This window comes from Streptomyces sp. NBC_01431 (assembly GCF_036231355.1).
In the GTDB taxonomy this organism is placed as follows: domain Bacteria; phylum Actinomycetota; class Actinomycetes; order Streptomycetales; family Streptomycetaceae; genus Streptomyces.
The window spans coordinates 2,500,517-2,526,422 of sequence record NZ_CP109496.1 but is presented as its reverse complement, the minus strand read 5'-3'; the positions used below and the strand labels follow the sequence as shown (position 1 = coordinate 2,526,422).

The 25,906-nt window shown below is 71.1% G+C and carries 24 protein-coding genes; 14 read left to right on the top strand and 10 right to left on the bottom strand.

The features are described 5' to 3' along the window. The first annotated feature begins 38 nt into the window (after nt 1-38). Together serA and OG522_RS11520 are read left to right on the top strand one after the other, a co-directional pair. Nucleotides 39-1,643, top strand: coding sequence for a phosphoglycerate dehydrogenase (serA, locus tag OG522_RS11525; RefSeq protein WP_329462868.1), 1,605 nt, complete (start codon nt 39-41; stop codon nt 1,641-1,643). An 80-nt stretch (nt 1,644-1,723) separates the two neighbouring features. After that, entirely contained in the window at nt 1,724-2,314 is a 591-nt protein-coding gene (locus OG522_RS11520) for a TetR/AcrR family transcriptional regulator (RefSeq protein ID WP_329462867.1), read from the top strand. Nucleotides 2,315-2,326: 12 nt separating this feature from the next. Here OG522_RS11520 and OG522_RS11515 read toward each other — a convergent pair whose 3' ends face one another. Then, nucleotides 2,327-3,229 (bottom strand): alpha/beta hydrolase, encoded by a 903-nt coding sequence (locus OG522_RS11515; RefSeq protein ID WP_329462866.1) that lies wholly within the window; start codon nt 3,227-3,229, stop codon nt 2,327-2,329. 132 nt (nt 3,230-3,361) lie between these two features. Between OG522_RS11515 and OG522_RS11510 the strand changes: the two genes are divergently transcribed. Further along, the gene (locus OG522_RS11510; RefSeq protein WP_329462865.1) at nt 3,362-4,375 is read left to right on the top strand and encodes an Lrp/AsnC family transcriptional regulator; all 1,014 of its coding nucleotides are present in this window, start codon (nt 3,362-3,364) and stop codon (nt 4,373-4,375) included. A 307-nt stretch (nt 4,376-4,682) separates the two neighbouring features. Here OG522_RS11510 and OG522_RS11505 read toward each other — a convergent pair whose 3' ends face one another. Further along, the gene (locus tag OG522_RS11505; protein ID WP_329467547.1) at nt 4,683-5,270 is read right to left on the bottom strand and encodes a TetR/AcrR family transcriptional regulator C-terminal domain-containing protein; all 588 of its coding nucleotides are present in this window, start codon (nt 5,268-5,270) and stop codon (nt 4,683-4,685) included. 78 nt (nt 5,271-5,348) lie between these two features. Between OG522_RS11505 and OG522_RS11500 the strand changes: the two genes are divergently transcribed. Next, nucleotides 5,349-6,596, top strand: a complete 1,248-nt coding sequence (locus tag OG522_RS11500; RefSeq protein WP_329462864.1) for an FAD-dependent monooxygenase — start codon at nt 5,349-5,351, stop codon at nt 6,594-6,596. 167 nt (nt 6,597-6,763) lie between these two features. On the opposite strand, the gene OG522_RS11495 is transcribed toward OG522_RS11500, so the two are convergent. Beyond that, nucleotides 6,764-7,930, bottom strand: a complete 1,167-nt coding sequence (locus tag OG522_RS11495; protein ID WP_329467546.1) for a PucR family transcriptional regulator — start codon at nt 7,928-7,930, stop codon at nt 6,764-6,766. Nucleotides 7,931-8,141: 211 nt separating this feature from the next. Here OG522_RS11495 and OG522_RS11490 point away from each other — a divergent pair, with 211 nt between their 5' ends. The 4 genes from OG522_RS11490 to OG522_RS11475 all read left to right on the top strand — a co-directional run bounded on the left by OG522_RS11490 (nt 8,142) and on the right by OG522_RS11475 (nt 11,859). Then, a complete protein-coding gene (locus OG522_RS11490; protein ID WP_329462863.1) occupies nt 8,142-9,068 on the top strand; it encodes a proline dehydrogenase family protein in 927 nt (308 codons plus the stop codon). A gap of 62 nt (nt 9,069-9,130) precedes the next feature. Next, nucleotides 9,131-10,762 carry an L-glutamate gamma-semialdehyde dehydrogenase gene (pruA, locus tag OG522_RS11485; RefSeq protein ID WP_329462862.1) on the top strand — a complete coding sequence of 544 codons (1,632 nt, stop codon included), beginning with the start codon at nt 9,131-9,133 and terminating at the stop codon, nt 10,760-10,762. 93 nt (nt 10,763-10,855) lie between these two features. Then, entirely contained in the window at nt 10,856-11,392 is a 537-nt protein-coding gene (locus tag OG522_RS11480) for an RNA polymerase sigma factor (RefSeq protein WP_329462861.1), read from the top strand. Nucleotides 11,393-11,427: 35 nt separating this feature from the next. Beyond that, nucleotides 11,428-11,859: a hypothetical protein gene (locus tag OG522_RS11475; protein ID WP_329462860.1), complete on the top strand. Its 432-nt coding sequence runs from the start codon at nt 11,428-11,430 to the stop codon at nt 11,857-11,859. Between the two features lie 88 nt (nt 11,860-11,947). Here the strand turns inward: OG522_RS11475 and OG522_RS11470 are convergent, their stop codons facing one another. The 5 genes from OG522_RS11470 to OG522_RS11450 form a co-directional block, all read right to left on the bottom strand. Continuing rightward, on the bottom strand, nt 11,948-12,871 hold the full coding sequence (locus OG522_RS11470) for an alpha/beta fold hydrolase (RefSeq protein ID WP_329462859.1): 924 nt from the start codon (nt 12,869-12,871) through the stop codon (nt 11,948-11,950). A gap of 112 nt (nt 12,872-12,983) precedes the next feature. Further along, the gene (locus OG522_RS11465) at nt 12,984-13,688 is read right to left on the bottom strand and encodes a nitroreductase family protein (RefSeq protein WP_329462858.1); all 705 of its coding nucleotides are present in this window, start codon (nt 13,686-13,688) and stop codon (nt 12,984-12,986) included. 128 nt (nt 13,689-13,816) lie between these two features. Further along, nucleotides 13,817-14,551 (bottom strand): hypothetical protein, encoded by a 735-nt coding sequence (locus OG522_RS11460; protein WP_329462856.1) that lies wholly within the window; start codon nt 14,549-14,551, stop codon nt 13,817-13,819. After that, a complete protein-coding gene (locus tag OG522_RS11455) occupies nt 14,548-14,895 on the bottom strand; it encodes a PadR family transcriptional regulator (RefSeq protein WP_329462855.1) in 348 nt (115 codons plus the stop codon). The genes OG522_RS11460 and OG522_RS11455 overlap by 4 nt, the downstream gene beginning before the upstream one ends. A gap of 36 nt (nt 14,896-14,931) precedes the next feature. After that, nucleotides 14,932-15,876 (bottom strand): LysR family transcriptional regulator, encoded by a 945-nt coding sequence (locus OG522_RS11450; protein ID WP_329462854.1) that lies wholly within the window; start codon nt 15,874-15,876, stop codon nt 14,932-14,934. Between the two features lie 92 nt (nt 15,877-15,968). Between OG522_RS11450 and OG522_RS11445 the strand changes: the two genes are divergently transcribed. Together OG522_RS11445 and OG522_RS11440 are read left to right on the top strand one after the other, a co-directional pair. Then, on the top strand, nt 15,969-17,408 hold the full coding sequence (locus OG522_RS11445) for an MFS transporter (RefSeq protein ID WP_329462853.1): 1,440 nt from the start codon (nt 15,969-15,971) through the stop codon (nt 17,406-17,408). Between the two features lie 192 nt (nt 17,409-17,600). Beyond that, a complete protein-coding gene (locus OG522_RS11440; RefSeq protein WP_329462852.1) occupies nt 17,601-17,729 on the top strand; it encodes a hypothetical protein in 129 nt (42 codons plus the stop codon). A gap of 13 nt (nt 17,730-17,742) precedes the next feature. On the opposite strand, the gene OG522_RS11435 is transcribed toward OG522_RS11440, so the two are convergent. After that, nucleotides 17,743-19,317 carry a purple acid phosphatase family protein gene (locus OG522_RS11435; RefSeq protein WP_329462851.1) on the bottom strand — a complete coding sequence of 525 codons (1,575 nt, stop codon included), beginning with the start codon at nt 19,315-19,317 and terminating at the stop codon, nt 17,743-17,745. Between the two features lie 175 nt (nt 19,318-19,492). Here OG522_RS11435 and OG522_RS11430 point away from each other — a divergent pair, with 175 nt between their 5' ends. Next, nucleotides 19,493-20,542 (top strand): 3-isopropylmalate dehydrogenase, encoded by a 1,050-nt coding sequence (locus OG522_RS11430; RefSeq protein ID WP_329462850.1) that lies wholly within the window; start codon nt 19,493-19,495, stop codon nt 20,540-20,542. Nucleotides 20,543-20,776: 234 nt separating this feature from the next. After that, nucleotides 20,777-21,895, top strand: coding sequence for a branched-chain amino acid aminotransferase (locus OG522_RS11425; protein WP_329462849.1), 1,119 nt, complete (start codon nt 20,777-20,779; stop codon nt 21,893-21,895). Between the two features lie 62 nt (nt 21,896-21,957). Here the strand turns inward: OG522_RS11425 and OG522_RS11420 are convergent, their stop codons facing one another. Beyond that, the gene (locus OG522_RS11420) at nt 21,958-23,394 is read right to left on the bottom strand and encodes a cytosine permease (protein ID WP_329462848.1); all 1,437 of its coding nucleotides are present in this window, start codon (nt 23,392-23,394) and stop codon (nt 21,958-21,960) included. A gap of 128 nt (nt 23,395-23,522) precedes the next feature. Here OG522_RS11420 and ureA point away from each other — a divergent pair, with 128 nt between their 5' ends. Further along, nucleotides 23,523-24,218, top strand: coding sequence for an urease subunit gamma (gene ureA, locus OG522_RS11415; RefSeq protein ID WP_329462847.1), 696 nt, complete (start codon nt 23,523-23,525; stop codon nt 24,216-24,218). Further along, nucleotides 24,218-25,900 carry an urease subunit alpha gene (locus tag OG522_RS11410; RefSeq protein WP_329462846.1) on the top strand — a complete coding sequence of 561 codons (1,683 nt, stop codon included), beginning with the start codon at nt 24,218-24,220 and terminating at the stop codon, nt 25,898-25,900. The genes ureA and OG522_RS11410 overlap by 1 nt, the downstream gene beginning before the upstream one ends. Nucleotides 25,901-25,906: the final 6 nt, after the last annotated feature.

The window sequence follows — 25,906 nt, the reverse complement described above, 5'->3', positions numbered from 1 at the left end:
CGGGACGGCCGTCCGCAAAGGATTCAGTGAGGACCCACGTGAGCACTGCGACTACCCACAAACCCGTCGTACTCATCGCTGAAGAGCTGTCGCCCGCCACCGTCGACGCCCTCGGGCCGGACTTCGAGATCCGGCACTGCAACGGGGCCGACCGCGCCGAACTGCTGCCCGCCATCGCCGATGTCGACGCGATCCTGATCCGCTCGGCCACCAAGCTCGACGCGGAGGCCGTCGCCGCCGCCAAGAAGCTGCGGGTCGTCGCCCGTGCGGGCGTCGGCCTCGACAACGTGGACGTGTCCGCCGCCACCAAGGCCGGCGTGATGGTCGTGAACGCCCCGACCTCCAACATCGTCACCGCCGCCGAGCTCGCCTGCGGCCTCCTGGTCGCCACCGCTCGCAACATTCCGCAGGCCAACACCGCGCTGAAGAACGGCGAGTGGAAGCGGAGCAAGTACACCGGCGTCGAGCTGAGCGAGAAGACCCTCGGCGTCGTGGGCCTCGGCCGCATCGGTGTCCTGGTCGCGCAGCGCATGTCGGCCTTCGGCATGAAGATCGTCGCGTACGACCCCTATGTGCAGCCCGCCCGCGCGGCCCAGATGGGCGTCAAGCTCCTCAGCCTCGACGAGCTGCTCGAAGTCTCCGACTTCATCACCGTGCACCTGCCCAAGACCCCCGAGACGCTCGGCCTGATCGGCGACGAGGCGCTGCACAAGGTGCAGCCGCACGTGCGGATCGTGAACGCGGCGCGCGGCGGCATCGTGGACGAGGCCGCGCTGTACTCCGCCCTCAAGGAGGGCCGCGTCGCGGGCGCCGGTCTGGACGTGTACGCGAAGGAGCCCTGCACGGACTCCCCGCTGTTCGAGCTCGACCAGGTCGTCTGCACCCCGCACCTGGGCGCCTCCACCGACGAGGCCCAGGAGAAGGCGGGCATCGCCGTCGCCAAGTCCGTACGCCTGGCGCTGGCGGGCGAGTTGGTGCCGGACGCGGTCAACGTCCAGGGCGGCGTGATCGCCGAGGACGTGAAGCCCGGCCTGCCGCTCGCCGAGCGCCTGGGCCGCATCTTCACCGCGCTCGCGGGCGAGGTCGCGGTCCGGCTCGACGTCGAGGTGTACGGCGAGATCACCCAGCACGACGTCAAGGTGCTCGAACTCTCCGCGCTCAAGGGCGTGTTCGAGGATGTCGTCGACGAGACGGTCTCCTATGTGAACGCCCCGCTGTTCGCGCAGGAGCGCGGCGTCGAGGTCCGGCTGACCACCTCCAGCGAGTCCCCGGACCACCGCAACGTGGTCACCGTGCGCGGCACCCTCTCGGGCGGCGAGGAGGTCGCGGTCTCCGGCACCCTGGCCGGCCCCAAGAACCTCCAGAAGGTCGTGGCGATCGGCGAGTACGACGTGGACCTGGCGCTCGCCGACCACATGATCGTGCTCCGCTACGAGGACCGTCCCGGCATCGTCGGCACCGTCGGCCGGGTCCTCGGTGAGGCCGGGCTCAACATCGCGGGCATGCAGGTGGCGCGCGCGGAGGAGGGCGGCGAGGCGCTCGCCGTGCTGACCGTGGACGACACCATTCCGCAGAACGTGCTGAACGAGGTGGCCGCCGAGATCGGCGCCACCTCGGCCCGCTCGGTGAACCTCACCGACTGACCTTCCGGTCCGGCGCTCCCGTACCCGGCCTCTAGACGTTTGTCTTAGACGAATGTCTGGATGCCGGGTACGCTGCTGTCATGGGACACCGTGAGGATCTGCTCGAAGGCGCCAAGCGCTGCCTCCTCGACAAGGGCTACGCCCGCACCACCGCCCGCGACATCGTCGCCGAGTCCGGCACCAACCTCGCCTCCATCGGCTACCACTACGGTTCCAAGGAGGCCCTGCTCAACCTGGCCTTCCTCAGGCTGACCGAGGAGTGGGGCGACGCGGTGGCCGAGGAGCCGGGCGAGCGCGCGCCCGCCGACCTGCCGCCGCTGGAACGCTTCGAGCGGGCCTGGGCGAAGGTCATCGACTCGTACGAGCAGAGCCGCCCGGTGTGGAAGCTCCAGATGGAGATCGTCTCCCGCCTGGACAGTGACCCCGAGCTCCAACAGGCCCTGGCTGGGCCGCAGTTGGAGGGCCGCAAGGGGCTTGCCGAGGGGTTCCTCGGCCTGGACCAGGAAGCCGACGCCGAGCGGGCGCGCCTGGCCGGCACGTTCTGTCAGGCGCTGCTCGCCGGGGTGATGGTCCAGTGGATGGTCGACCCCGAAACGGCGCCGTCGGCGCGGGACCTGACCGAGGGCCTGAAGATCGTCATGGGGATCGACGGGGGCCGGAGCGACAGCTGAGTTCCTGGCGCCTCATCGCGGGGGGCGGGGAGCCAGATGCCTGTGCAGGAACGAGATCTCCGCGCTGACGGCCTGCTCGTGTGATTCGAGGAACGGGGCGTAATGGCGGCCCGTCAGGTGGACCACCTCGGAGCGGGGGGCGTCGTGGGCCGCGCGGACGGCGGGACCGGGCAGCACGCTCTGGTCCTGGTCGCAGACGACCACGAGGAGCGGGCACCGGATCCGACCGGCATGGCGGCCGGGCCGGTACCCGCCGATCCGCAGGGCGATCCGAGCCGCGACCGTCTGCTCCCAGGTGGTGTGGCGGCGGTCGGGATCGAGGGCCCGGTCGGCGTCCATGGCGTCGGGCGTGGTGAGCGAGGCGACGGCGCCGCGCACTCCGGCTGTCGGGACCAGGAGCGGCGGACGTCCGGCCAGGCCCCCGACCGCGTCCGCGACGCCCCGGCCGAAGAGCCGCAGCAGCGCGAGCGGCGTCATGGCGCGCAGCGCGTGGGGAGCGACCGCGCGGCCGTCGACCAGCGGGGTCTGTGCGATGGCGCAGGCCAGTCGCGGGTGGTCGGCCGCGACCTGGAAGAGGTGGCCGCCCGCGAGCGAGAAGCCCCAGGCCGCGATCCGGTCCGGGTCGACGTCGGGCAGCGTGGCCGCGTAGTCGATCGCGGCGTGCCAGTCGGCGATCTGCTCGTCGAAGCGGACGATCTGGCGCGGAGCGCCCCCGCTCTCCCCGAACCGCCGGTGGTCGAAGGCGAGGACGGCGAAACCGGCGTCGTTGAACCGTGCGGCGAACAGGTCCGAGGCCGGTTCCTTGGTCACCGAGGTTCCGCCGGCCATGATCACGCAGCCGCCGTTGGAACCCGGATAGTGCCATGCGGCGCACGAGGTGTCGCCGCTGGCGAAGCGTACTTTTTCCCGTTGCATGGACGCGGGCACTTCGACCTCCGTGGTGGATCCGTCGTTCTCGGGGATGGGTTCTCGGGGATGGCTCCATGCTCGTGGCGCGGTCCCGAAAACGGGCGCCGCAGGGCGACCCGATGAGCGAAACTTGCCTTCATGGCCCGCGCATCGGCGAATTCCGTACTCAGCCTCATGGATCAGCGGCTGGTGGCCGCGTTGCAGTGCGACGGTCGGGTGAGCGCCGAGCGGGCCGCCCAGGTGCTGGGCCTCAGCCCTGCCACGGTGCGCCGCCGCCTGCACGTGCTCGGCGCCGACGCCACCGTGCGCGTGGTGGTCTCCCCGGTGGCGCGACCGCGCAACGGGGGCTCGGCCGGGGCCCTGTTCCTGCGCATCCGGGTGCTGCGGGGAAAGCTCGACACGATCGTGGCCGCGCTCGCGGCGCGCGACGACATCCCCTTCATCGACGTCACCACGGCGGGTGACGAGATCTTCGCCGTCGCCCGCACCGAGCCGGGCTCACGCGACCCGCTGGTCTTCCGCCAACTGCCCTCCACCCAGGCGGTGACGTCCCTGGAGAGCGCCACGATCCTGCACGTTTTCCGGCTGACCTCGGAGTGGCGCCACCAGGTGCTGACCGCGTCCGAACGGGCGGCGCTGAGCCCGGCCGAGCCGGCCCCCGCGGCGAGTGCTTCCGGTTCGGGCCCCTACGGCGTCGACACCGATGACCTGGAGCAGTCCCTCATCGACGCCCTCACTCCCGACGCGCGCATGAGCGCCGCGGCCCTGGCCGCTCGGACCGGCCACCCCGAGAGCACGGTGCGCCGGCGCCTGGCCCAACTGGCCGCGCAGGGACGGCTGATCACCCAGGTCCTGGTGGAACCGCGCCGCCTCGCCCTGCCCATCGAGGCCAAACTCCTGCTGCACGTGGCCCCCGACCACCTGGCCGCCGCCGGGCAGGCGCTGGCCGACCACCCCTCGGTGCACGGAGCGTTCGCAACCTCGGGCCCCTCGAACCTGCACGCGGCCGCCTACTTCCCCGACCTGGCCGCCCTCTACGGCTTCCTCTCCCGCGACCTGGTCGGCCTGGGCATCACCCACGTCGAGACGGCCGTCGTCAGCCGCGCCGCCAAACGCACTCCCGCGCCCCTCCAGCCGGTCCCGTCCAGGTGAGAGGCACCCGGCGTGTAGGCGCCGCGTTTTCGTGAGCTCTGTCTCCTGCGGAGATCGAGCATTCCGCTCTCGATGAGCACCGCCTCCGGGTGCCGATCATGAGCAGAATGCCCCCGCCACGTGCCTTTTGGGGTTGCTCTGCGTCGTCCGCGTTGCCCTCGGTCCCTGCCTGGGGGCGAACGCCGAGAGTGTGCCAGTGGTGGCGCTTGTGGAAGATCCCATTCGGGCAGCCGGCGGCCGCCGGCTGCCGGGCGACGGCCGTCGTGGTGTGGCTGCTGGTCGCGGCGGCGCCGTGGGTCTGACGGGGTCAGCGTTCGTGTTCCAGGTGGACCGTGGAGCTGGTCGCGGTGGTGTGCTGCATGAGGCCGCCCAGGATGAGGGCGAGGCCCGCCTCGAATGCCGCTTCATGGTCGAGGACCGGGACGTCGGCCGGCAGATCCTCCGTCGGAGCTGTTTCCGCCTGCTCCTCCAGCACGCAGCCGACCGTGTACCGGCCGGCGGCCAGCATGGCCATTTGCGCCTCCTTCTCTGGAACGCCGGAGGTGACGAGGAAGGTCATCTTGCGCCGGATCCGGTCGAGGTCGCTGGTCGGGGTGGTGCCGGCGTGGAGGCGCGCGCCGTCACGGCGCTGCAGCAGGGTGCGCCGGAAGCTGCGCGAGTTCTCCAGGAACCATTCGCGCCAGTCGTCCGCGGGTGACGGGAGCGGCGCGCCGGCGTGCGGGGCCATGGCGGCTTCCGCCATGGCCGCCAAGAGGTCCTTCTTGGTCCGGAAGTGGTAGTAGAGCGACGGCTGCTCGACGCCCAGGCGCTTGGCCAGCTGCCTGGTGCTGACGGATTCCAGCCCTACTTCGTCGAGCAGATCCAGCGCCTCGGTGACGACGGTCTCACGGTTCATCTTGGTCACGTTGACAATCTATCGGTGATAGAAGACGCTGCAAAGGAATCAATCGCCGATAGATTTTGGGGTGCTGTCATGACGGCCGAGATCACGAAGCGTTCTCTGCGAGTCCTCGTCGCAGGTGGTGGCGTCGCCGGGCAGGCGCTGGCCTTCTGGCTCACCCGCGGTGGTCACCAGGTGACGGTCGCTGAGCGTTTCCCGGCGCTGCGCGCCTCGGGCGCGCAGGTCGACCTGCGCGGGCAGGGCATCGAGGCGGTCAAACGCATGGGACTGCTGAACGCCGTGCGCAGTCAGCTGGTGGACGAGGCGGGCGTCGCATTCGTCGATGCCCGCGGGAAGCCGAAGGCGACGATCATGGCGAACACCTCCGGCAAGGGCCGCCAGACCCTCACCTCGGAGTACGAGATCATGCGCGGCGACCTGGTCCGCATCCTCCACGACGCGACCAAGGACGACACCGAATACGTCTTCGGCAGCAGCGTCGACGGCTTCGACCAGGACGAGCACCACGTCACCGCCCATTTCTCGGACGGGCCCTCCGGCGGGTACGACCTGCTGGTCGGCGCGGACGGACAGGGCTCACGCCTGCGGCGGGCGCTTCTGCCGCAGGGAGTCGACCCGTACTGGCGCGTCGGCATCCACACGGCCTACTGGTTCGTCCCGCGCATCGCCTCCGACAGCAACATCCGCGACACCTACATGGTCCCGGGCGGCCGCCAGATCATGCGCCGCAGCCACAACGCGACCGAGACCCAGGTGTACTTCGTGATGCGTGAGGAGTCGGCGGAAGCCTCCGCGATCCACCGCGCTCCCGTTGAGCAGCAGCAGGAGTTCTGGGCCGACCGCTTTCGAGATGCCGGCTGGCAGACCGAGCGCTTCGTCGAGGGCATGAAGACGAGCCCGTTCTTCTACTCCCAGGAGATCGCCCAGGTGCGCACCGATACCTGGTTCAAGGGCCGCGTGGTCCTGGTCGGCGACGCCGCGCACTGCGCCTCTCCCTACAGCGGCATGGGCATCTCCGGCGGCTTGATCGGCGCCTACGTCCTGGCCGGTGAGATCAACCGGCACGCCGACGACCTGCCCACCGCACTGGCAAACTATGACCGCGTCCTGCGGCCCTTCGTCGACGAGATCCAGGCCGAGGTGAACCCCCGCCTGCTGCGCGTGGGCATGCCCACGAACCAGCACGCGATCAGCGCTTTCCAGAGCGCTACCGCGCTGGCCTGCTTCTTCCGCATCCCCGACCTGGTAGCGCGGTTCTCGAAGGAGGACCGCGGCGGCGACTGGCAGCTCCCCGACTACCCCGTCCCAGTCGCCGCCTAGGACAACGGGTCGTGATAAATGAGCACCGCAGCGTCCGGGAACGGGGCCCGGTGACACTACAACTGACCGCTACTGAACGTTGCCGCTGCCCGTGAGCACGTGGAAATACTCGATCGGTGCTCGTGAGCACGTGGAAGTGCTCCGGAAACTGCGGAACCTACCCGGCGTCAGAGCCGCGCGGCCTTCAGCGCCATGTGCAGCAGCAGTCGGTCCTCGCCCTGGTCCAGGTCGAGGCCGGTGAGGTGCTCGATACGCGAGAGCCGGTAGTAGAGCGTCTGGCGATGGATGCCCAGGGTCGCCGCGGCCCGCCCCGCCTGGCCCGCGCAGTCGAGGAACACCTCGGCGCTGCGGGCCAGTTCGGTGTTCGAGGGCGTCAACAGGGCCCGTACGGCCGGGTCCTGGGAGGCGTGTGCCGACAGCTCGGTCAGGAGCCGGTACGGGCCGATCTCCGACCATTGGGCCACCGGCCCGAGCCGGGGCTCGGCAACTGCCGCACGTGCGGCGGAGGTTGCCTCCTGCCGGGCGAGAGCGAGTTCGGCGAGACCGCGGCGGGGGTGCGCGATCCCGGCCCCGGACCCCGCCCCCGCACCGCCGCGCAGGCGCTCCGCCGCGGTCCGGGCCGGCGCGAGCGCGTCCGGCGACCGCAGCCGCACAAGCGCGGCCAGCACGAGCCCCCCACCCCGGCCCGCGCCGGCGTCGGGCCCCGGCACCGTGCACGCCGCCGCCGCCCCCGGCACCGTACGCACCGAAGGGGCGTCCTCGCCGAGCCACGGCACCACGCACACCAGCGCGTGCAGGCCCTGCGCGTCCGGGCCGAGCGCGCGTCCCAGAGCCGCCGTCGCCGCGTCGCGCCCGCTGCCGCGCTCCGCGGTCAGCGCCGCCCGGAACTCGCGGGAGAGGTCCGCGCCGGCCTGCGCCTCGTCGGCGAGCAGCACCCCGATCCGGGCGGCCACCTCCATCGCCGCGGCGAGCTTGTCCTCGGCGGGCCCCGGCTCGGCGTCGAGCAGCCAGACGTATCCGAGGGCGACGCCCCGATGGCGCACCGGAAGACAGACGCGGCCGCGGAAGACGCCCGCGTCGGGGGCGGCCGGGATGCGGACCGGGCCGGTGGCGCGGGCGATGCCGAAGCCCTCGAACCAGGCCCGCACGGCGGGCGTCGACTTCCGGGTCAGGATCGAACTGGTGCGGACCGGGTCCAGGGTCAGTTCGCTGAAGTCGCTGTCCGAGTCGTGCGCTCCGAAGGCGATCAGCCCGAAATCCCGGTTCTCCAGCGTCGCGGGGGCGCCGAGCAGCGCCGAGATCTCATCGACCAGGTCCTGGTAGTCGCCTTTCACGTCGGCCATTCTCGCTCATTCGGCGGCCTGCTTCAGACATGTGTATGAGATCTGGGCCACGGATGCGTGACAGCTGTCGATGGCAGAGGATCGGGGAGATCCTTAGGTTTCACGGTGGTTCTCCGTGCCGTTACCGGTACGTCCGGAAGACGTCCTTCGTCCCTCCGGTCCCGGTCACGGCTCCGTCTAGTTCTTTCCGTGGAGGTGCCCCGTGCTGGGTCCCGTGATCCTCGCCGCGTCGCGCAGCGACAAGATGCGCAAGCTTGTTTCGGCCGCCCCGGTGACCAAGCCCGTGGTGAACCGCTTCATCCCCGGCGAGACCGTCGAGCAGGTCGTCCCGATCATCGAGGAGACCGTCGGCAAGGGCCTTGAGGTCACCCTCGACGTCGTGGGCGAGGACATCACCACCCCCGAGCAGGCGGCCCACGCGCGCGACGCCTACCTGGAACTCATCGAGCGGCTCAAGGAACTCGGCCACGGCACCAAGGCCGAGATGTCGGTGAAGCTCTCCATGTTCGGCCAGGCGCTGGAGGGCGGCCACGAGCTGGCGCTCGCCAACGTGCGCCCGGTCGTCGAGGCCGCCGCCGCGATTGGCACCACGGTCACCCTGGACGCCGAGGACCACACCACCCTCGACTCGATGTTCGCCATCCACGAGGAGCTGCGGAAGGACTTCCCGCAGACCGGCTGTGTCATCCAGGCCTACCTCTTCCGCACCGAGGCCGACGCCAAGCGGCTTGCCGAGGCGGGCAGCCGGGTGCGCATCGTGAAGGGTGCCTACAAGGAGCCCGCCGAGGTCGCCTACCAGGACAAGGGCGAGATCGACAAGGCGTACGTCCGCATCCTGAAAGTCCTGATGGAGGGCGCGGGCTACCCGATGATCGGGTCCCACGACCCGCGCCTGATAGCCATCGGGCAGGAGCTCGCCCGGCGCGCCGGGCGCAAACTGGACGAGTACGAGTTCCAGATGCTGTACGGCATCCGCAGCGAGGAGCACATCCGGCTCGCGGCCGAGGGCCACCGGATGCGCGTCTACACGGCGTACGGCACCGACTGGTACGGCTACTTCATGCGGCGCCTGGCGGAGAAGCCGGCCAACCTGCTCTTCTTCGTCCGCTCGATGATCACCAAGAACTAGATTTCGGACAGGCCCCGAGCCTCCGTTCACCCGAACACCCCTCACAAAGGAGTCAAGGAATCATGGACGCTGTGACCCAGGTCCCCGCCCCGGTCAACGAGCCGGTGCACGGCTACGCCCCTGGTTCCCCGGAGCGCGCCCGTCTGGAAGCCAAGCTCAAGGAGCTGGCCGAGAGCCCCGTCGACCTGCCGATGACCATCAACGGTGCGAAGCGGATGGGCGGCGGCGAGCGCTTCGACGTCGTGCAGCCGCACAACCACAAGGCCGTCATCGGCACGTACGCCAACGCCACCACGCAGGACGCCCAGGACGCGATCGACGCCGCGCTCGCCGCCGCCCCGGCCTGGCGCGCGATGTCGTTCGACGACCGCGCTGCGATCATCCTGCGCGCCGCCGAGCTGCTCGCCGGACCCTGGCGCGAGACGCTGGCCGCCTCCACGATGCTCGGTCAGTCGAAGACCGCCCAGCAGGCCGAGATCGACACCCCGTGCGAGCTCGTCGACTTCTGGCGCTTCAACGTCCACTACGCCCGCAACCTGCTCGCCGAGCAGCCCCCGGCGAACTCCCCGGGCGTGTGGAACCGCATGGACCACCGGCCGCTCGAAGGCTTCGTCTACGCGATCACGCCGTTCAACTTCACGGCCATCGCGGGCAACCTGCCGACCGCGCCGGCCCTGATGGGCAACGTCGTCGTGTGGAAGCCGTCCCCGACGCAGACCCATGCCGCCGTGCTGCTCATGCAGCTCCTGGAGGAGGCGGGCCTGCCCAAGGGCGTCATCAACCTCGTCACCGGTGACGGCCTGGCCGTCTCCGAGGTCGCGCTGAACCACCGCGACCTGGCGGGCATCCACTTCACGGGTTCGACCAAGACCTTCCAGCACCTGTGGAAGACCGTCGGCACGAACATCGAGAAGTACCGCACCTACCCGCGTCTGGTCGGCGAGACCGGCGGCAAGGACTTCGTGGTGGCGCACCCCAGCGCCGACCGCGCCGTCCTGAAGACCGCGCTGACCCGCGGTTCCTTCGAGTACCAGGGCCAGAAGTGCTCCGCGTCCTCGCGCGCCTACGTCCCGGCCTCGATCTGGAACTCCGGCTTCAAGGAGGAGTTCGCGGCCGAGGTCGACGGCATCTCCATGGGTGACGTCACCGACCTGTCGAACTTCATCGGCGCCGTCATCGACGAGCGTTCGTTCGCGAAGAACAAGGCCGCGATCGACCGTGCGAAGGCCGACCCGTCCTGCACGATCGTCGCGGGCGGCACCTACGACGACTCGGTGGGCTACTTCGTCCGCCCGACCGTCATCGAGTGCACCGACCCGGCGAACGAGGTCTTCACGACCGAGTACTTCGGCCCGATCCTGGCGATCCACGTCTACGAGGACGACCAGTACGACGCGATGCTGGAGCAGATGGAGTCGGCCTCCGACTACGCGCTGACCGGCGCCGTGATCTCCAACGACCGTGCGGCGGCGGCGTACACGATGGACAAGCTCCGCTACGCGGCGGGCAACTTCTACATCAACGACAAGTCGACCGGCGCCGTCGTCGGCCAGCAGCCCTTCGGTGGCGGCCGCGCGTCCGGCACCAACGACAAGGCCGGCGCCCCCCAGAACCTGATGCGCTGGACGCTGACCCGCGCCATCAAGGAGACCCTGGTCCCGCCGACCGACTACACGTACCCGCACATGGGCTGACGCGCAGTCACCTTTGAACCCCGCCCCTGTCCTTGGTCCCCCAACCGAGGACAGGGGCGGTTCCACTTCCGGGTGACCGCTATCTTGTCGGCGATGGACGACGACATACGCCCCTGGGACGCCGCCGCGCCGCTCGTGCGGGCGGCGCAGCGCGGTGACGCGCTGGCCATGGACGATCTGCTGGGACTCATCACGCCGTACGTCACCCGGCTGTGCGCGCCCATCGCGCCGGGCGACACGGCCGACGCCGTGCAGGAGTCGCTGATCGCCGTGTTCCGGGGCCTGCGCGGGCTGCGGGACCCGCTCGCGTTCTACGGCTGGGTGCGCGCCCTCACCGTGCGGGAGGCCGTGCGGGTGGCGCGGCGCAGCGCGGGGGAGAGCCCGGCCGAACCCGCGGAGGTGGCCCGGCTGCGTGACCTGCTGCCGCAGGCCGACACCCTTCAACTCTCTTGCGAGATAAGGGACTTGCTGGCCAGGATGCCCGTTCAGCAGCGCACCGTCCTGGTGCTGCGCGAGCTGGAGGGGCTGGACGAGCGCGCCATGGCCGAGCTGCTCGACGTACCCGAGGGCACCGTGAAGTCACGGCTGAGCAGGGCCCGTTCCTCCTTCCGGAAGGCGTGGACGTGGTGACACCTCCCTCTGGCGGCGCCGGCCCCCTGGCGCGGTTGCGCGTACTGAGCGCCGGCCTGCGCGCCCCGCTGCATGCCGAGCACCGGATCGCGCTGCCCTTCGAGCAGGTGTGGGCGGTGGTGGCCGATCTGGAGGGCGAACTGCCCCACCTCATCCCCTTCGTGCGGGAGTTCCGGGTGGCGCCCGGTGACAGTGCGCGCAAGACGGCGCGGGCCGTCGACGTGATGGGGCTGCGCGGGGACTTCGAGGTGCGGCTCGGACGCGGCTGGTGTCTGATGCAGTCCCGGCTGGTGACCATGGGCATGGCGGCGGAGCCGGACGGCGACGACGGGACGCGGTTCGCGGTGTGCGGAGCGATCCGGCCCGCCGCCCTCGGCCCCGTGCAGCACGTCTACCGAAGGGTGCTCGGCGAACGCCGGGCTCGTGCGTTCTTCCGCGAGGTGGAGCGCCGGGCCGCGCTGCGGTGACCGGGGGCGGGCCGGGCGCCGGGCCGCGCTGCGGTGACCGGGGCGGGCCGGGCGCCGGGCCGCGCTGCGGTGACCGGCCCCGGACGGGTCAGGCTCCGGCGTCCCCTCCCGGCTGGGACCCGCCGTCCGCGCCGCCCGGGTTCGCCGCGATCAGCTTGAGCAGCTCCTCGGCCACCAACTCCGGTCGTTCCTCGGGCAGATGGTGCCCCGCGCCCGGCACGATCCGTACCGTCAGATCGTCGGCGTACGGCTTGCCGCGCAGCAGCGCCGGAGGGAACACCGGGTCGAGTGCACCGCCGAGGACGCGGGTCGGCACGGTGAGGCGGGTCCTGCGGTGGATGCCGCGGACACCGGCCGGGATGTCCCGTACGACGTACTGCCAGAACAGCGACTGCCAGGCATGCGCCGAGAACTGGGTGGCCTCGGTGAACTCCGTCAGCTCCGCCTCGCTCCACGGCCCGGGGCCGCCCACCGACCGTCGCATCAGGTGGCGGGTGAAGGCGGGCCAGTGGCGCAGGACGAGGCGGCCGAGGACCGGGTACTCGATGAACGCGGTGAACCACATCCGCCACAGGTTCGGCAGCATGTCGCGGTGGCGGGTCCACGGGTGCATCATGTTGAGGGCGAGGAAGGCGCGGACGCGCTCCGGGGCCCGCTGGCAGACCCGGAAGCCGACACCGGCGCTCCAGTTGTGGGCCACCAACACGGCCTGGTCCAGGCCGAGTTGGTCCAGCAGGGCGATGACGTCGGCGGCCAGGGAATCGGTGTCGTACCCGCTGCGGCTCTGCTCGGACCAGCCGAAGCCGCGCAGATCGACACAGATCAGCCGGTGCCCCCCGGCGAGCAGCGGTACGACGCGGCGCCAGGCGTACCAGTGCTGCGGAAAGCCGTGCAGCAGCACGACGGGATCGCCGCTGCCGAACTCCGCCAGGTGCAGCCGGACGCCACGCACCGTCACATGCCGGTGCGCGGCGCCTTCGAGGTGCGGCATCGGACGTTCGCTGATGGTCATGCGGTCCCCTTCGACGGACGGATGGTGGTGCGTCATCCCGCCAGGAGGAGCGTGGCCCGGCGAAGGTTCCCATGATTCCGCGAAGTCGTGGACGGGCGTCGGCGCCGCGCGCTCAGACCTCGGTCAGGACCTGGTCGAGCGACTTGCGGACCAGGTCCGGGACTTCGCAGTCGTCGGCCGGATAGCCGACCGGGATCACCGCGAACGCCTTCTCGTTCGTGGGCCGCTCAAGGACCTCGGACAGGAAGCGCATGGGGCTCGGCGTGTGGACCAGGGCTGCCAGGCCGCACTGGTGGAGGGCGGAGAGCAGCATGCCGACGGCGATGCCGACCGACTCGTCGACGTAGTAGTGCTTGTGCTTGGTGCCGTCGTCGGCCAGCCAGTAGCGCTGCTGGAAGACCACGAGCAGGGCCGGGGCATCGGTGAGGTGGGTCTTCACGGCGTCCGTGCCGATCGGCCGCAGCGCCGCGAGCCACTCCTCGCCGAGCCGCCCGTCGTAGGAGATCCGCTCCTCCTCCTCGGCCGCCTCGCGTATCCGACGCCGCACGTCCGGGTTCTTGACCAGCACGAACGTCCACGGTTGCTGGTGTGCGCCGGACGGCGCGGTCGCGGCGCAGGCGACCGCGTCGCGAACGGCCTGCTCGGGGACCGGATCGGTGGAGAAGTGGCGCACGGTGCGGCGCTCGCCCATGCGCGCACGCAACTCCGCGGCCCGCGCGAGGGTCTCGGCGGTGGGCATCCGCTGCGGCCGGTAGGGGACGGGCCGGTACGCCTCGCCGTGGGTGGGGGACCAGTGCTGCTCGGTGGGTGTGGGCATGGGAAGAGTCTGGCCGCGGGGTCTGGTCCAGTCCAAGTGGCCTGCTGTGCGGGTGACTTGAAAGCGGCGGGCGCCCGGCTTGGGTCGCCCCCTGAACTCCATGAGCCTCACCAGGACACACCTGCCGCTCAGCGGCTCTCGGCTCCCCGGGTCACGTCGCGCTTGACTCCGTACCAGCCCGCGCCCCCGCCCACGGCGGCCGCGGCCAGCATCGGCCAGTAGAACGCCGGGTCGTTCAGATCCACCACGCCGAAACCCGTGGACAGCACGAGGAGCACCACCGAGACCGCGAACACCATAAGCAGCGCACGGTACTTGGCGCTGAAGAACACCTGGCGCGAGGGCGCGGCCGGGGCCGATTCCAGTGCGGCGGCCGGCCCCGCGCTCGCGGACGCCGGGCGCTTGAAGTACGTCATGAACAGCCACCGGCCACACGGCTCCCAGCCGTCGGGCGCGAGCGCGGCCGCCGTCCGGTCGCGCTCCGTGGCGCCGTGGGCCGTCTCGCGCCGGTACTCCCAGCGCATCGCGGTGTCCGGGTCGCGTCGGCACACGAAGCGGCCGAAGCGGTCGATCCCCTCGACCTCCCAGCCCTGCTCGCCGTACTCGTCGAGCAGGATCCGGTCGGTGTAGATGTCGGCGGTCCACTTCCAGGTCTCCGCGGCCGTCGCGGGCCGCTCCTCGGGGTCGCGCCCGGTGAGCCGTGCGGCGAACTCCTCGGCGGGCCCGAACTCCTCGTACGGGTCGACCGATCCGCTTTCCGCGAGGTAGCCCCGCAGGTCGGCGACCGTGGCGGCGGCCTCCCGTTCCGGCATGCCGCCGGTGCGCAGCAGGCCGCCGAGTTCGGTGAAGTACTCCGTGGTCATGCGGGTCCCCCTGGAAGTGTGCCGGTCAGTGTGGTCTTGACGGCCGAGTGGAACTCCAGCCACGCGGTGCTCTGTTCGGCGAGCGCCCTGCGCCCCTCGTCCGTGAGCCGGTAGTAGCGGCGCCCCGGCCCGCGCTCGGCGGCCCGGAACTCGCCGACGGCGAGGCCCGCCTCCTCAAGGCGATTGAGGACGGGATAGAGGGTCCCGCCCTTGATCTCGCCGAGCCCCGCCGAGGCGAGGGCCTTGGAGATCTCGTACCCGTAGCTCTCGCCCCCGGTGAGACAGGACAGGACGAGGAGGTCAAGGACGCCCTTGAGCCAGCTGGATCTGCGGTCTGCGGCCATGCATGTATTCCACCACCACCTAGGTAGGAATGCAATCTAGATGACGGCGTCGGGTGCGGTCTGCCCGGCCGGCCCTCCCGTCGGCCCGAGCGCCGTCACGATCTCCGCGAGCGCGCCCCGCAGCCACCGGTGTGCCGGATCGGTGTCCACCCGCAGGTGCCAGGCCTGCACCAAGGGGTAGGCGGGCAGGTCGAGCGGGATGTCGAGGACCGCGAGCGGCATGGCTCGGGCCGCCTCGATCGCGAACCGCCGCGGCACCAGCGCGAGCGCGTCCGAGCGGAGCGCGAAGAAGCAGGCCGCCGTGTACGTCGGCGCGGTGGCCAACACGTCGCGGGCCAGGCCGAGTTCGGCGAGCCGCTCGTCGACCACGCTGCGCACCCGGCCGCGCCGGGTGACCGTGATGTGGGGGAGCGCGGCGAACCGCTCGGGGGTCAACCGCTCATCGGCGTACGGCCCGTCGGCGCGCGCGACCGCCGCATAGGAGTACTCGCCCAGCCGGCCGGTGCGGATGTCGTGCGGCAGATCGTGCATCTGCCCCACGTCCAGATCGATCCGGTCCCGCAGGTCGGCCGGGTTCTCCTCGCCCTCGGGCAGCAGCCGAAGACGCACCCCGGGCGCCTCGCGCAGTACCCGCTCGGTCAGCGCCGGGCCGAACATGACGGCCACACCGTCGTTGGTGCGGAGGGTGAACTCCCTTTCCAGGACGCCCAGTTCGAGCTCGGGCTGCGGGCGCAGGGCGGCCAGAGCGGACGCCAGGGCCGCCTCCACGCGCGGCTGTAGCTCGCGGGCGCGGGGCGTCAGCGTCAGCCCGCGCCCCGACGGTACGAGCAGCTCGTCACCCACCACCCGGCGCAGCCGCCCCAGGGCCCGGCTCATCGCGGACGCGGAGATCCGCATCTCGGTGGCGGCCCCGGCCACGCTTCCGGCCCGCAGCAGGGCGTCGAGTGAGGGGAGCAGGTTCATGTCCGGCAGTCGTTGCATTCCCCGATCCTGCCCCAATGCTGCATGCGACGCACGCCTCGTGTAACCAACCGGACCTTGTGCGCAGCAATGGGCGCGGACAGGCTTGGCGCATGCTCGACACCCGACAGCGCGCCACCGCCCTGCTCGTCGCCGGCTGCTTCTTCATGGAGATGCTCGACGGCACCATCGTGGCCACCGCCGCCCCGCAGATGGCGGCCTCTCTCGACACCACGCCCGCCTCGGTGGGTCTGGTGATCACCGTCTATCTGCTGACCCTCGCCGTACTCATACCGCTCAGCGGCTGGCTCACCGCCCGCTACGGCACCCGGCGGATCTTCCTCACCGCCATCGCGGTGTTCACCCTCGCCTCGGCGGGCTGCGCGGCGAGCGACAGCCTCGGCCTCCTCGTCGCGATGCGCGTCCTGCAAGGTGCGGGCGGCGCCATGATGGTCCCGGTCGGCCGGCTCCTCGTGCTCGACGGGGCCGCGAAGACCGACATCCCGAAGATCATGGCGTACATCGTGTGGCCGGGGCTCATGGCGCCCGTCCTCGCCCCGCTGCTTGGCGGACTGCTCACCACGTACGCGAGCTGGCACTGGATGTTCCTGGTCAACATCCCGCTCGGCGCGGCCGCTTTCGCCGTCGCCCGGCGCCTGCCGGCGGCCGGTCCCACCGCCACCCTGCCGCCCCTGGACGTGCCCGGCGTGCTGCTCACCTGCACCGGCCTCGCCGCCCTCACCTGGGCCGCCCACCTGGTCGCCGAGACCGGCGAAAGCGGGCCGACGGCCGGTGCCGTCGCCGCGCTCGCCGTCCTCGCGCTCGGCGCCGCAGGGCGTCATCTGCTGCGCACCGCACACCCGTTGGTGAATCTGCGGACCCTCGACGTGGCGTCGTTCCGGGCCTCGGTGACCGGCGGCTCGCTCTTTTGGATCGTGGTCGGCGCCGTGCCGTTCCTGCTCCCCCTGCTCTTCCAGGAGGTCTTCGGCTGGAGTGCGGTGAAGTCCGGAGCGGTCGTGCTCTTCGTCTTCGTCGGCAACATCGGGATCAAGCCCGCCACCACCCCGCTCCTCAACCGCTTCGGCTTCCGTCCGCTGCTGTTGGTCTCCACCGTGGGCCTGGCCGCCGCCGTCGCGGGCTGCGCGCTGCTCACGGACGCCACCCCCCTCGCGGTGACCGCTGCCCTCGTGCTGCTCGGCGGCGCCGCCCGCTCGCTGGGCCTGACCTGCTACTCCACCATGGCGTTCAGCGAGATGGCGCCCGAGCGGCTACGTGACGCCAACGCCCTGTCGGCGACCGTCAACCAGCTCGCGGCCGGACTCGGGGTGGCCGTCGCGACGGTCGCCCTGCGCCTGGGGAGCGGGCTCACCGCCACCCCGTCGGCCGCCTACGCCGTGGCGTTCTGCCTGCTCGGGGCGCTCGCCCTGACCGCCACGGTGGGTGCGCTGCGGCTGCACCGGGGCGCGGGCGACGCGGTACGCGCCGGGCACGCGCAGCGACCTGCGCGCACCCCGGCGAGCCCGGCCGTCTCAGATAGTAGGAAGTCCGAGTAATTGTGGAGACAGACTCCACCGCAACACTTAGCTTTGTAGAAGCCGAACGTCTCGCAGATCCAGCGAATGGCGGTCGTGAGCGCATTGCCCCTTGGCAGGCAACCCCTGCGGCAGCGCTTCCCGCCCCTTCCGGCACCTCACTGCATCCGCCGGGGCCTGCCCCGGACCTCCCAGCAGAGGAGTCGAATTCCCATGGTCAAGCAGCCCGTCCGCCGCGTCCGCCACTCGTCGCGCAGCACCGAGTCCGAGCGCAAGAACGCCGCCGCCGCCCTCCAGCGTGCGCTGGACCGCAGGGACAACGGCGGCGCCACCGGCCACTGAGTGCCCGTCCCCCTTACCGCCCCCGCGCGATCTCGAAGTGGTCGATGCGCTCACCCGTCTCGGCGAGTGCGCTGACCTTCATCCTCGGGTGCCGCCCGGTTTCGACCTCCACCGCGAGGAACGAGTAGTTGGTGTAGCGGACCCGCGACCACTCCACGGTCTCGGTGGCCTTCACGCCGCCCTTGACCCAGTGGTACGTGTCCACGCTCTCGCGGTCCGCGACATGGCCCCCGTAGGAGTCCGGCACCGGGAAGCTGTACAGCGAACGGCCCGCCGCACCGGCCGTGACGTACACGATGCCGTCCCGGGTCGGGTCGGTCCGCTCGCCGATCGCGACCGTGCGGCCCACCCGGTTGCCCTTGATGGCGTCGGTCCGCTCGTACACGTGGTTGTGGCCGTTGATCACCAGGTCCACCTGGTGCTTCTCGAAGAGCGGCACCCACGCCTCGCGCACCCCGCCCTCGGAGGCGTGCGAGCTGGTGGTCGAGAACGCGCAGTGGTGGAAGAAGACCACGATGAAGTCGACGGCGTGGTCGGCGCGCAGCGCGGCGAGCCGCTGGTCGAGCCAGCGGGTCTGCTTGCCGCCGCTGATCCCGAAGTTGGCGGGGATCTCGTACGAGACGTCGTTCGCGTCAAGCGCCACGACGCCCACGTTGCCGTGCACGAAGGAGTACACGCCGGGCTGGTTCACCGGGTCGGGGCCGTTGGCGGGCAACGACCAGCGGGCGTTCTGGCCGCCGTAGCCCTGCGGCGAGTACCACGCCTCCATGTCGTGGTTGCCGGTGGTCACCATCCACGGCACGGTCTTGGCGACCGATTCGGTCTGCGCGAGGAACTGGTCCCAGGTGCGCGCGTCGTACTGGTCCACGGACTGGCCCGAGCCCGACGGGTCGGCGTAGCAGATGTCGCCCGCGTGCAGGTGGAAAGCCGGGTTCTGGCCCAGGATCACCTGGTCGTTGCCGAGCGCGTGGTAGCTGACGCCCTGGTCACCGAAGGCCGTGAAGGTGAAGTTCTCGGCGTGCGCGGGCGCGGTGGTGAAGGTGCCGAGCGTGCCGAGGTTGCGGCGGTCCGCCGGGTCGAACCCGTCGTGGCCCACTCCGTAGTAGTACGTCTGACCCGGCCGCAGCCGGTCCAGGCCCGCGTGCACATAGAACTGCTCGGCGGCCGCGATCTTCCCGCCGTTCAGCGCGGGCGTGGTCAGGTGGCGCACCTCGGCGTCGATCTTCCGGCTCAGCGACCACGGGGTCGTGCCGATGCGGATGTACGGCTTCCGCACGGCGAAGGGGACCTGCCAGGAGACCCGCATCTGGGTCTTGGGGTCCGCGCCGTACGCCAGGTGCCGGCCGAACGGCGCCGCCAGCGAACCGTCCACCCCGTGGCGGGAGTTGGAGGTGAGCGCGGTCGGTGCCGCGTAGGCGGGCGAGGCCGCGCCGGCCGTGGCGAGCCCGGCTCCGGCGACGGCGGCGGTGGCGGCGGTGGTGCCCAGTACTTTGCGACGGGTCAGCCGGGCGCGCAGGTACTCGTGCTGCTCGGCCATGCTCATGCGGTCGGCGAGCTGGTCGGGGATGCCGAATCTGGGGATGTCCATGGCGGAAAACGTCCTCCTTCGAGGCGAAGCGCTTCTCACCGGAGCATGGACGTACGGATGAACACAGGGCGTACAACTCCCCATGCGCTGACCGGGTTTCCGGCATAGGCAGTTCAAGGAGTCCATACTCTGGACACTGCGTGTCAGGGGGTGGGACGAGGAGTAGGGTGCCACCATGTCGGCAAGTTCTCGCAGCATCAATCTCGCAGTGATCCCCGGTGACGGCATCGGCCAGGAGGTCGTGGCCCAGGGCCTCAAGGTCCTGACCGCCGTCCTCCCCTCGGATGTGAAGCTGGAGACCAGGGAGTTCGACTTCGGCGCCCGGCGTTACCACGCCACCGGTGAGACCCTCACCGACGCCGACGTCGCCGCCCTCAAGCAGTACGACGCGATCCTGCTCGGCGCGATCGGTGACCCCTCGGTCCCGTCCGGCGTCCTGGAGCGCGGCTTCCTGCTGAAGCTCCGCTTCCTCTTCGACCACTACGTCAACCTGCGGCCGTCGAAGCTGCTCCCGGGCGTCGCGACCCCGCTCGCCGGTCAGCCGGAGATCGACTTCATCGTGGTCCGCGAGGGCACCGAGGGTCCGTACACCGGCAACGGCGGCTCGATCCGCACCGGCACCCCGCACGAGGTCGCCACCGAGGTGTCGGTCAACACCGCCTTCGGTGTCGAGCGCGTGGTCCGGGACGCCTTCGCCCGCGCCCAGGCCCGCCCCCGCAAGAAGCTGACTCTGGTCCACAAGAACAACGTGCTGGCCTACGCCGGCCACCTGTGGACCAACATCTTCAACAAGGTGGCCGAGGAGTTCCCCGACGTCACCACCGACTACCTGCACGTGGACGCGGCGACGATCTTCCTCGTCACCCAGCCCGAGCGCTTCGACGTGATCGTCACCGACAACCTCTTCGGCGACATCATCACCGACCTCGCCGCGGCCGTCTCCGGCGGAATCGGGGTCGCGGCCTCCGGCAACATCAACCCGAGCGGCGAGTTCCCCTCGATGTTCGAGCCGGTGCACGGCTCCGCCCCGGACATCGCGGGCCAGGGCAAGGCCGACCCGACGGCCACCGTCCTGTCCGTCGCCCTGCTGCTGCGCCACCTCGGATACGAGGCCGAGGCCGCCCGCATCGAGTCCGCCGTCTCGGCCGACCTGGGCGCCCGCGGCACGTCGGTCCGTACAACCGAGGAGATCGGCGACGCGCTCGCCGTACGGGTGGCCGGCTGACCCACGGCACATACGCACCAGCCGCCGGGTCGCAATTCGCACCCGGCGGCTTCCGGCATGCGGCCACCGGGTGACACCATCAGCACCGGACCGCACCTCACACCGTTATGTCCAAGGCCCACCTGGAGCGATAATCGGACTGGGCCGCGACATGCGGAGCAGCTCGGACGTCCAGGCACAGGCAGCGGCGTGAGCGCGGTCCGTCACTATCCACCGGTGAAGGACACAGCACTCATGACGACGCCCACGATCGAGCTCAAGCCCACCTCGCACCCGCTGTCCGACGCGGAGCGCGAGGCGATTCTGGCCAGCCCCGGTTTCGGCCGCCACTTCACCGACAACATGGTGACGGTCCGCTGGACCGAGGGCCGCGGCTGGCACGACGCCCAGCTCGTGCCGTACGCCCCGCTGTCCATGGACCCGGCGAACATGACGCTGCACTACGCGCAGACGATCTTCGAGGGCCTGAAGGCGTACCGCCAGCCCGACGGAACGGTCGCCACCTTCCGGCCCGAGGCCAACGCCGAGCGCTTCCAGAACTCGGCCCGCCGCATCGCGATGCCCGAGGTGCCCGTGGACCTCTTCATCGCGGCCTGTGACGCGCTGATCCAGCAGGACAAGGCGTGGGTCCCGGCCACCGGCGAGGCCTCTCTCTACCTGCGCCCCTTCATGATCGCGACCGAGGTCGGCCTCGGTGTGCGGCCGGCGAACGAGTACCTGTTCATCGTGATCGCCTCCCCGGCCGGCGCCTACTTCCCCGGCGGCGTGAAGCCCGTCTCGGTGTGGCTGTCCGAGGAGTACGTCCGTGCCGTCAAGGGCGGCACCGGCGCGGCCAAGACCGGCGGCAACTACGCGGCCTCCCTGGTCGCCCAGGCCGAGGCCGCCCAGCACGGCTGCGACCAGGTGGTCTGGCTGGACGCGGTCGAGCACCGCTGGATCGAGGAAATGGGCGGCATGAACCTGTACTTCGTGTACGGGGCCGGGTCTGGTCAAAAGCCCAAGATCGTCACCCCCGAGCTCACCGGTTCGCTGCTGCCCGGCATCACCCGCGACTCGCTCCTGAAGATCGCCCGCGACCTCGGCTACGAGGCCGTCGAGGGCCGCATCTCCACGGACGACTGGAAGCGGGACAACGAGAACGGCTCGCTGACCGAGGTCTTCGCCTGTGGCACGGCCGCGGTGATCACCCCGGTCGGCTCGGTCAAGTCGGCCCGCGCCAACTGGACGCAGGGCGACGGTGAGCCCGGCGAGGTCACGATGAAGCTCCGCAAGGCGCTGCTCGACCTCCAGACCGGCGTTGCCCCCGACCCGCACGGGTGGATGCACCCGCTGGGCCGGGCGAACCGCCGGTAGTCGTTCGACCGCGGGCCGTCTCCGGCCGGTCGCGCCCCCGGGGGACGCCTGCTCAGCTCCGCCTAGCTCTCCACCAGGGCCGTCTCGGACTCCATGTCCGGGGCGGCCCTTTCGGCTGTCCGGGACCGGGCCGTCAGCGCCAGGTACGCCAGTCCGCCCACCACCCCCGACAGCAGGAAGCTACAGTCCACCCCGCCGGTCCAACTCAGCAGCGGGCCCTGGTAGTTGGGCAGCGAGACGGCGAGCAGGCCGACGCCCGCACCGAGACCCCAGGAGGCCACCGCGCGCAGGTTCCAGCCGGCCCGGTACCAGTAAACGCCGCCCCGCGAGCGGCGGTTGAAGACCTGGAGGGCATCGGCGTCGTACACACCGCGACAGCGCACGAAGCCGATCAGGGTGATCACCGCCCACGGGGTGCCGATCGCGGTGAGCAGCAGGACGAACGACGTCATCGCGGCCTGCGCGTCCCAGGCGAAGTGCCCCGCGAAGACGCACACCGTGGCGACGCCGGCCACCGCGAACGTCGCCTGGGTGCGCGAGGCCCGGGGCAGGATCGCGTCCAGGTCGAGGCCCATCGAGTACAGCATCAGACCCGCGTTGCCCACCGAGCCCGCCGAGGCCGAGAGCAGCAGCGGGACCAGGTACCAGCCGGGGGCGGCGGCGACCAGCGGGCCCGCGTAGTCGGTGGCCGCGCGGGCCGCGTACGCCGTGAACGTGCCGAAGAGCTGCGGCACCAGCAGACCCGCCGTCAGACCCAGCCAGGTCGCGTGCAGCACCGCGCGCGAGCGGTGGCGGGCGGGCGAGATGTAGCGCGTGTAGTCGCCGAGCAGGGTGATGAAGGCGATCGGTCCGCTCAGCCCGGCCGCGACCATCGCGAACAGCCAGGTCGGCCAGAACGAGCCCAGCAGATAGCCGCCGGCGCCGGGCAGCGCGGCGGTGGTGAAGTGCGGTGCGTACGCGGCGATTCCGAGGATGAGCAGGGCCGTCATCACTACGGCCAGGATGCGTGAGAGGCGCAGCAGGACCCGGTAGCCGTAGACCGCGCCGATGACGGTGGCCGCGGCGAGCAGCGCGTACACGATGCCGTACGAGAGCCCGCCCGTCGGCAGGCCGAACAGGCGGTGCAGTACGCCCGTCATCGCGTCGCCGCCGATCCACACCGTCAGCGCGGTGTAGCCGAGCGACAGCAGCAGGCCCACCACCGAGCCCACCAGCCGTCCGCGCACGCCGAATTGGGCGCCGGATGAGGTCGACAGGTTGGTCGCGGTACGCAGCGACACCAGGGCGAGCGGCGCGGTGAGCAGGGTGCCCACCACGGTGCCCGCGACCACCGCGCTCACCGAGGCCCACCAGCCGAGGCCGAAGGAGACCGGCAGCCAGCCGAAGATGATCACTCCGAGGCACAGGTTCGAGCCGAGCAGGATCGATACGAGATCGCGGGGGCCGCTGGTGCGCTCCGCGTCCGGGACCGTATCGACTCCGCGCTGTTCTATGGGCATGCCGACGCCTCTCACTCTCGGGGGGGTTTGAGTGGCGCTCAATGTGACTCACGCCAAGCGGTGACGTCAATGCTTCCGTCTTGAGAAATCTCTGGTTAGAGTGGCGTTCAAACAGGAGGTGTGGTGGCGTGCGACTGACTCCGACGGAGCGTGACCGACTGCTTTTGTTCGGCGCCGCGGAACTGGCCAGGGCCCGCAGGGCCCGCGGGCTTCGGCTGAACGTGCCCGAGGCGACCGCGCTGATCGCGGACACCGTCTGCGAGGCGGCGCGGGACGGGCGGCGGCTCGCCGAGGCCATCGAGGCGGCCCGGTCCGTGCTCGGCCCCGACGACGTGCTGCCCGGGGTGTCCGACGTGGTCACCGAGGTCCATGTGGAAGCCGTCTTCGACGACGGCTCGCGGCTCGCGGTGGTGTCCGACCCCATCGGCGGCACGGCGGGCCAGGACGCCCCCGGCGCCCTGCTGCCCGGCGGCGGCTACCCGCAGGCGGCCCCCGCGGTGCTGCTCACGGTGACCAACACCGCCACCGTGCCCGTCTCGGTCACCTCGCACTTCCACTTCTTCGAGGCGAATCCGCGGCTCGACTTCGACCGCGCGGCGGCCTATGGCATGCGGCTCTGCGTGCCCGCCGGATCCTCCGTGCGGTTCGGGCCCGGCGAGAGCGCGGAGGTCGGCCTAGTCCCGATCGGCGGCGACCGCGTCGCCATCGGCTTCGCAGGCCTGGTCGACGGCCCGCTGGACGCGCCCGGCGCGAAGCAAGAAGCCCTGCGCAGGGCCGCCGCCTGCGGATACCTGGGAACCGGCACGAGCGGGGGAGACAAGTGATGGACCCGTACGAGTACGCCGCTGTGCACGGCCCGCGCACCGGCGACCGCATCCGGCTCGGGGACTCGGGCCTGACCGTCCGGGTCGAGTCCGACTCGCAGGCCCCGGGTGATGAGTTCCTGGCCGGGTTCGGCAAGACCGCCCGCGACGGGCTGCACCTCAAGGCCGCCGCCGTCCGCGAGACCTGCGACGTCGTGATCAGCAACGTCGTGGTGGTCGACGCGGTGCAGGGCATCCGCAAGGTGTCCATCGGCATCCGCGAGGGACGGATCTGCTCGATCGGCCGGGCCGGGAACCCCGACACCCTCGACGGTGTGGACGTCGTCGTCGGCACCGGCACCTCGATCGTCTCCGGCGAGGGGCTCATCGCCACCGCCGGGGCCGTCGACACCCACGTCCACCTGCTGTCGCCGCGCATCATGGAGGCCTCGCTCGCCTCCGGCGTCACCACCATCATCGGCCAGGAGTTCGGCCCGGTCTGGGGCGTCGGCGTCAACTCGCCGTGGGCGCTGCGGGGCGCCTTCGCCGCCTTCGACGCCTGGCCCGTCAACATCGGCTTCCTGGGCCGGGGTTCGTCCTCGAACGGCGCCCCGCTGGTCGAGGCGCTCGCCGAGGGCGGGGCCTGCGGGTTCAAGGTCCACGAGGACATGGGGGCGCACACCCGGGCGCTCGACACCGCGCTGCGCGTCGCCGAGGAACACGACGTACAGGTCGCCCTGCACAGCGACGGGCTGAACGAGTGCCTCACCGTCGAGGACACCCTGAAGGTGCTCGAAGGCCGCACCATCCACGCCTTCCACATCGAGGGCTGCGGCGGTGGGCACGTACCCAACGTCCTGAAGATGGCGGGCGTCCCGAACGTCATCGGCTCCTCCACCAACCCCACCCTGCCCTTCGGCCGGGACGCGGTCGCCGAGCACTACGGCATGATCGTCTCCGTCCACGACCTGAAGACCGACCTGCCGGGCGACGCGGCGATGGCCCGCGACCGCATCCGGGCCGGGACGATGGGCGCCGAGGACGTGCTCCACGACCTGGGCGCCATCGGCATCACCTCCTCCGACGCCCAGGGCATGGGCCGCGCGGGCGAGACCGTGCGGCGCACCTTCGCCATGGCCGGAAAGATGAAGGCCGAGCTCGGCCCCCTGGAGGGCGACGGGGACGGCGACGACAACGCGCGCGTCCTGCGCTACATGGCGAAGCTGACCATCAACCCGGCCATCGCGCACGGCCTCTCGCACGAGATCGGCTCCATCGAGGTCGGCAAGATGGCCGACATCGTGCTGTGGCGCCCGGCCTACTTCGGTGCCAAGCCGCAGATGGTCCTCAAATCCGGCTTCCCCGCCTGGGGCGTCACCGGCGACCCCAACGCCGCCACCGACACCTGCGAACCACTCGTCCTCGGCCCGCTGTTCGGCGCCCACGGCGGCGCTGCCGCCGAACTGTCCGTCGCCTTCGTCGCGAAGGCGGCCCTGGACCAGGGCGGCGACCAACTGCCCACCCGCCGCCGCCGGGTCGCGGTGCGCGGCACCCGCGGCATCGGCCCCGCCGACCTGCTGCTCAACTCCCGTACCGGAGCCGTCGGCGTGGACGGCCGCACCGGCCTGGTCACCCTCGACGGCGACCCGCTGCGCTCCGAGCCGGCCGACTCCGTCTCCCTCAACCGCCTCTACTTCCTGTAAGGACCC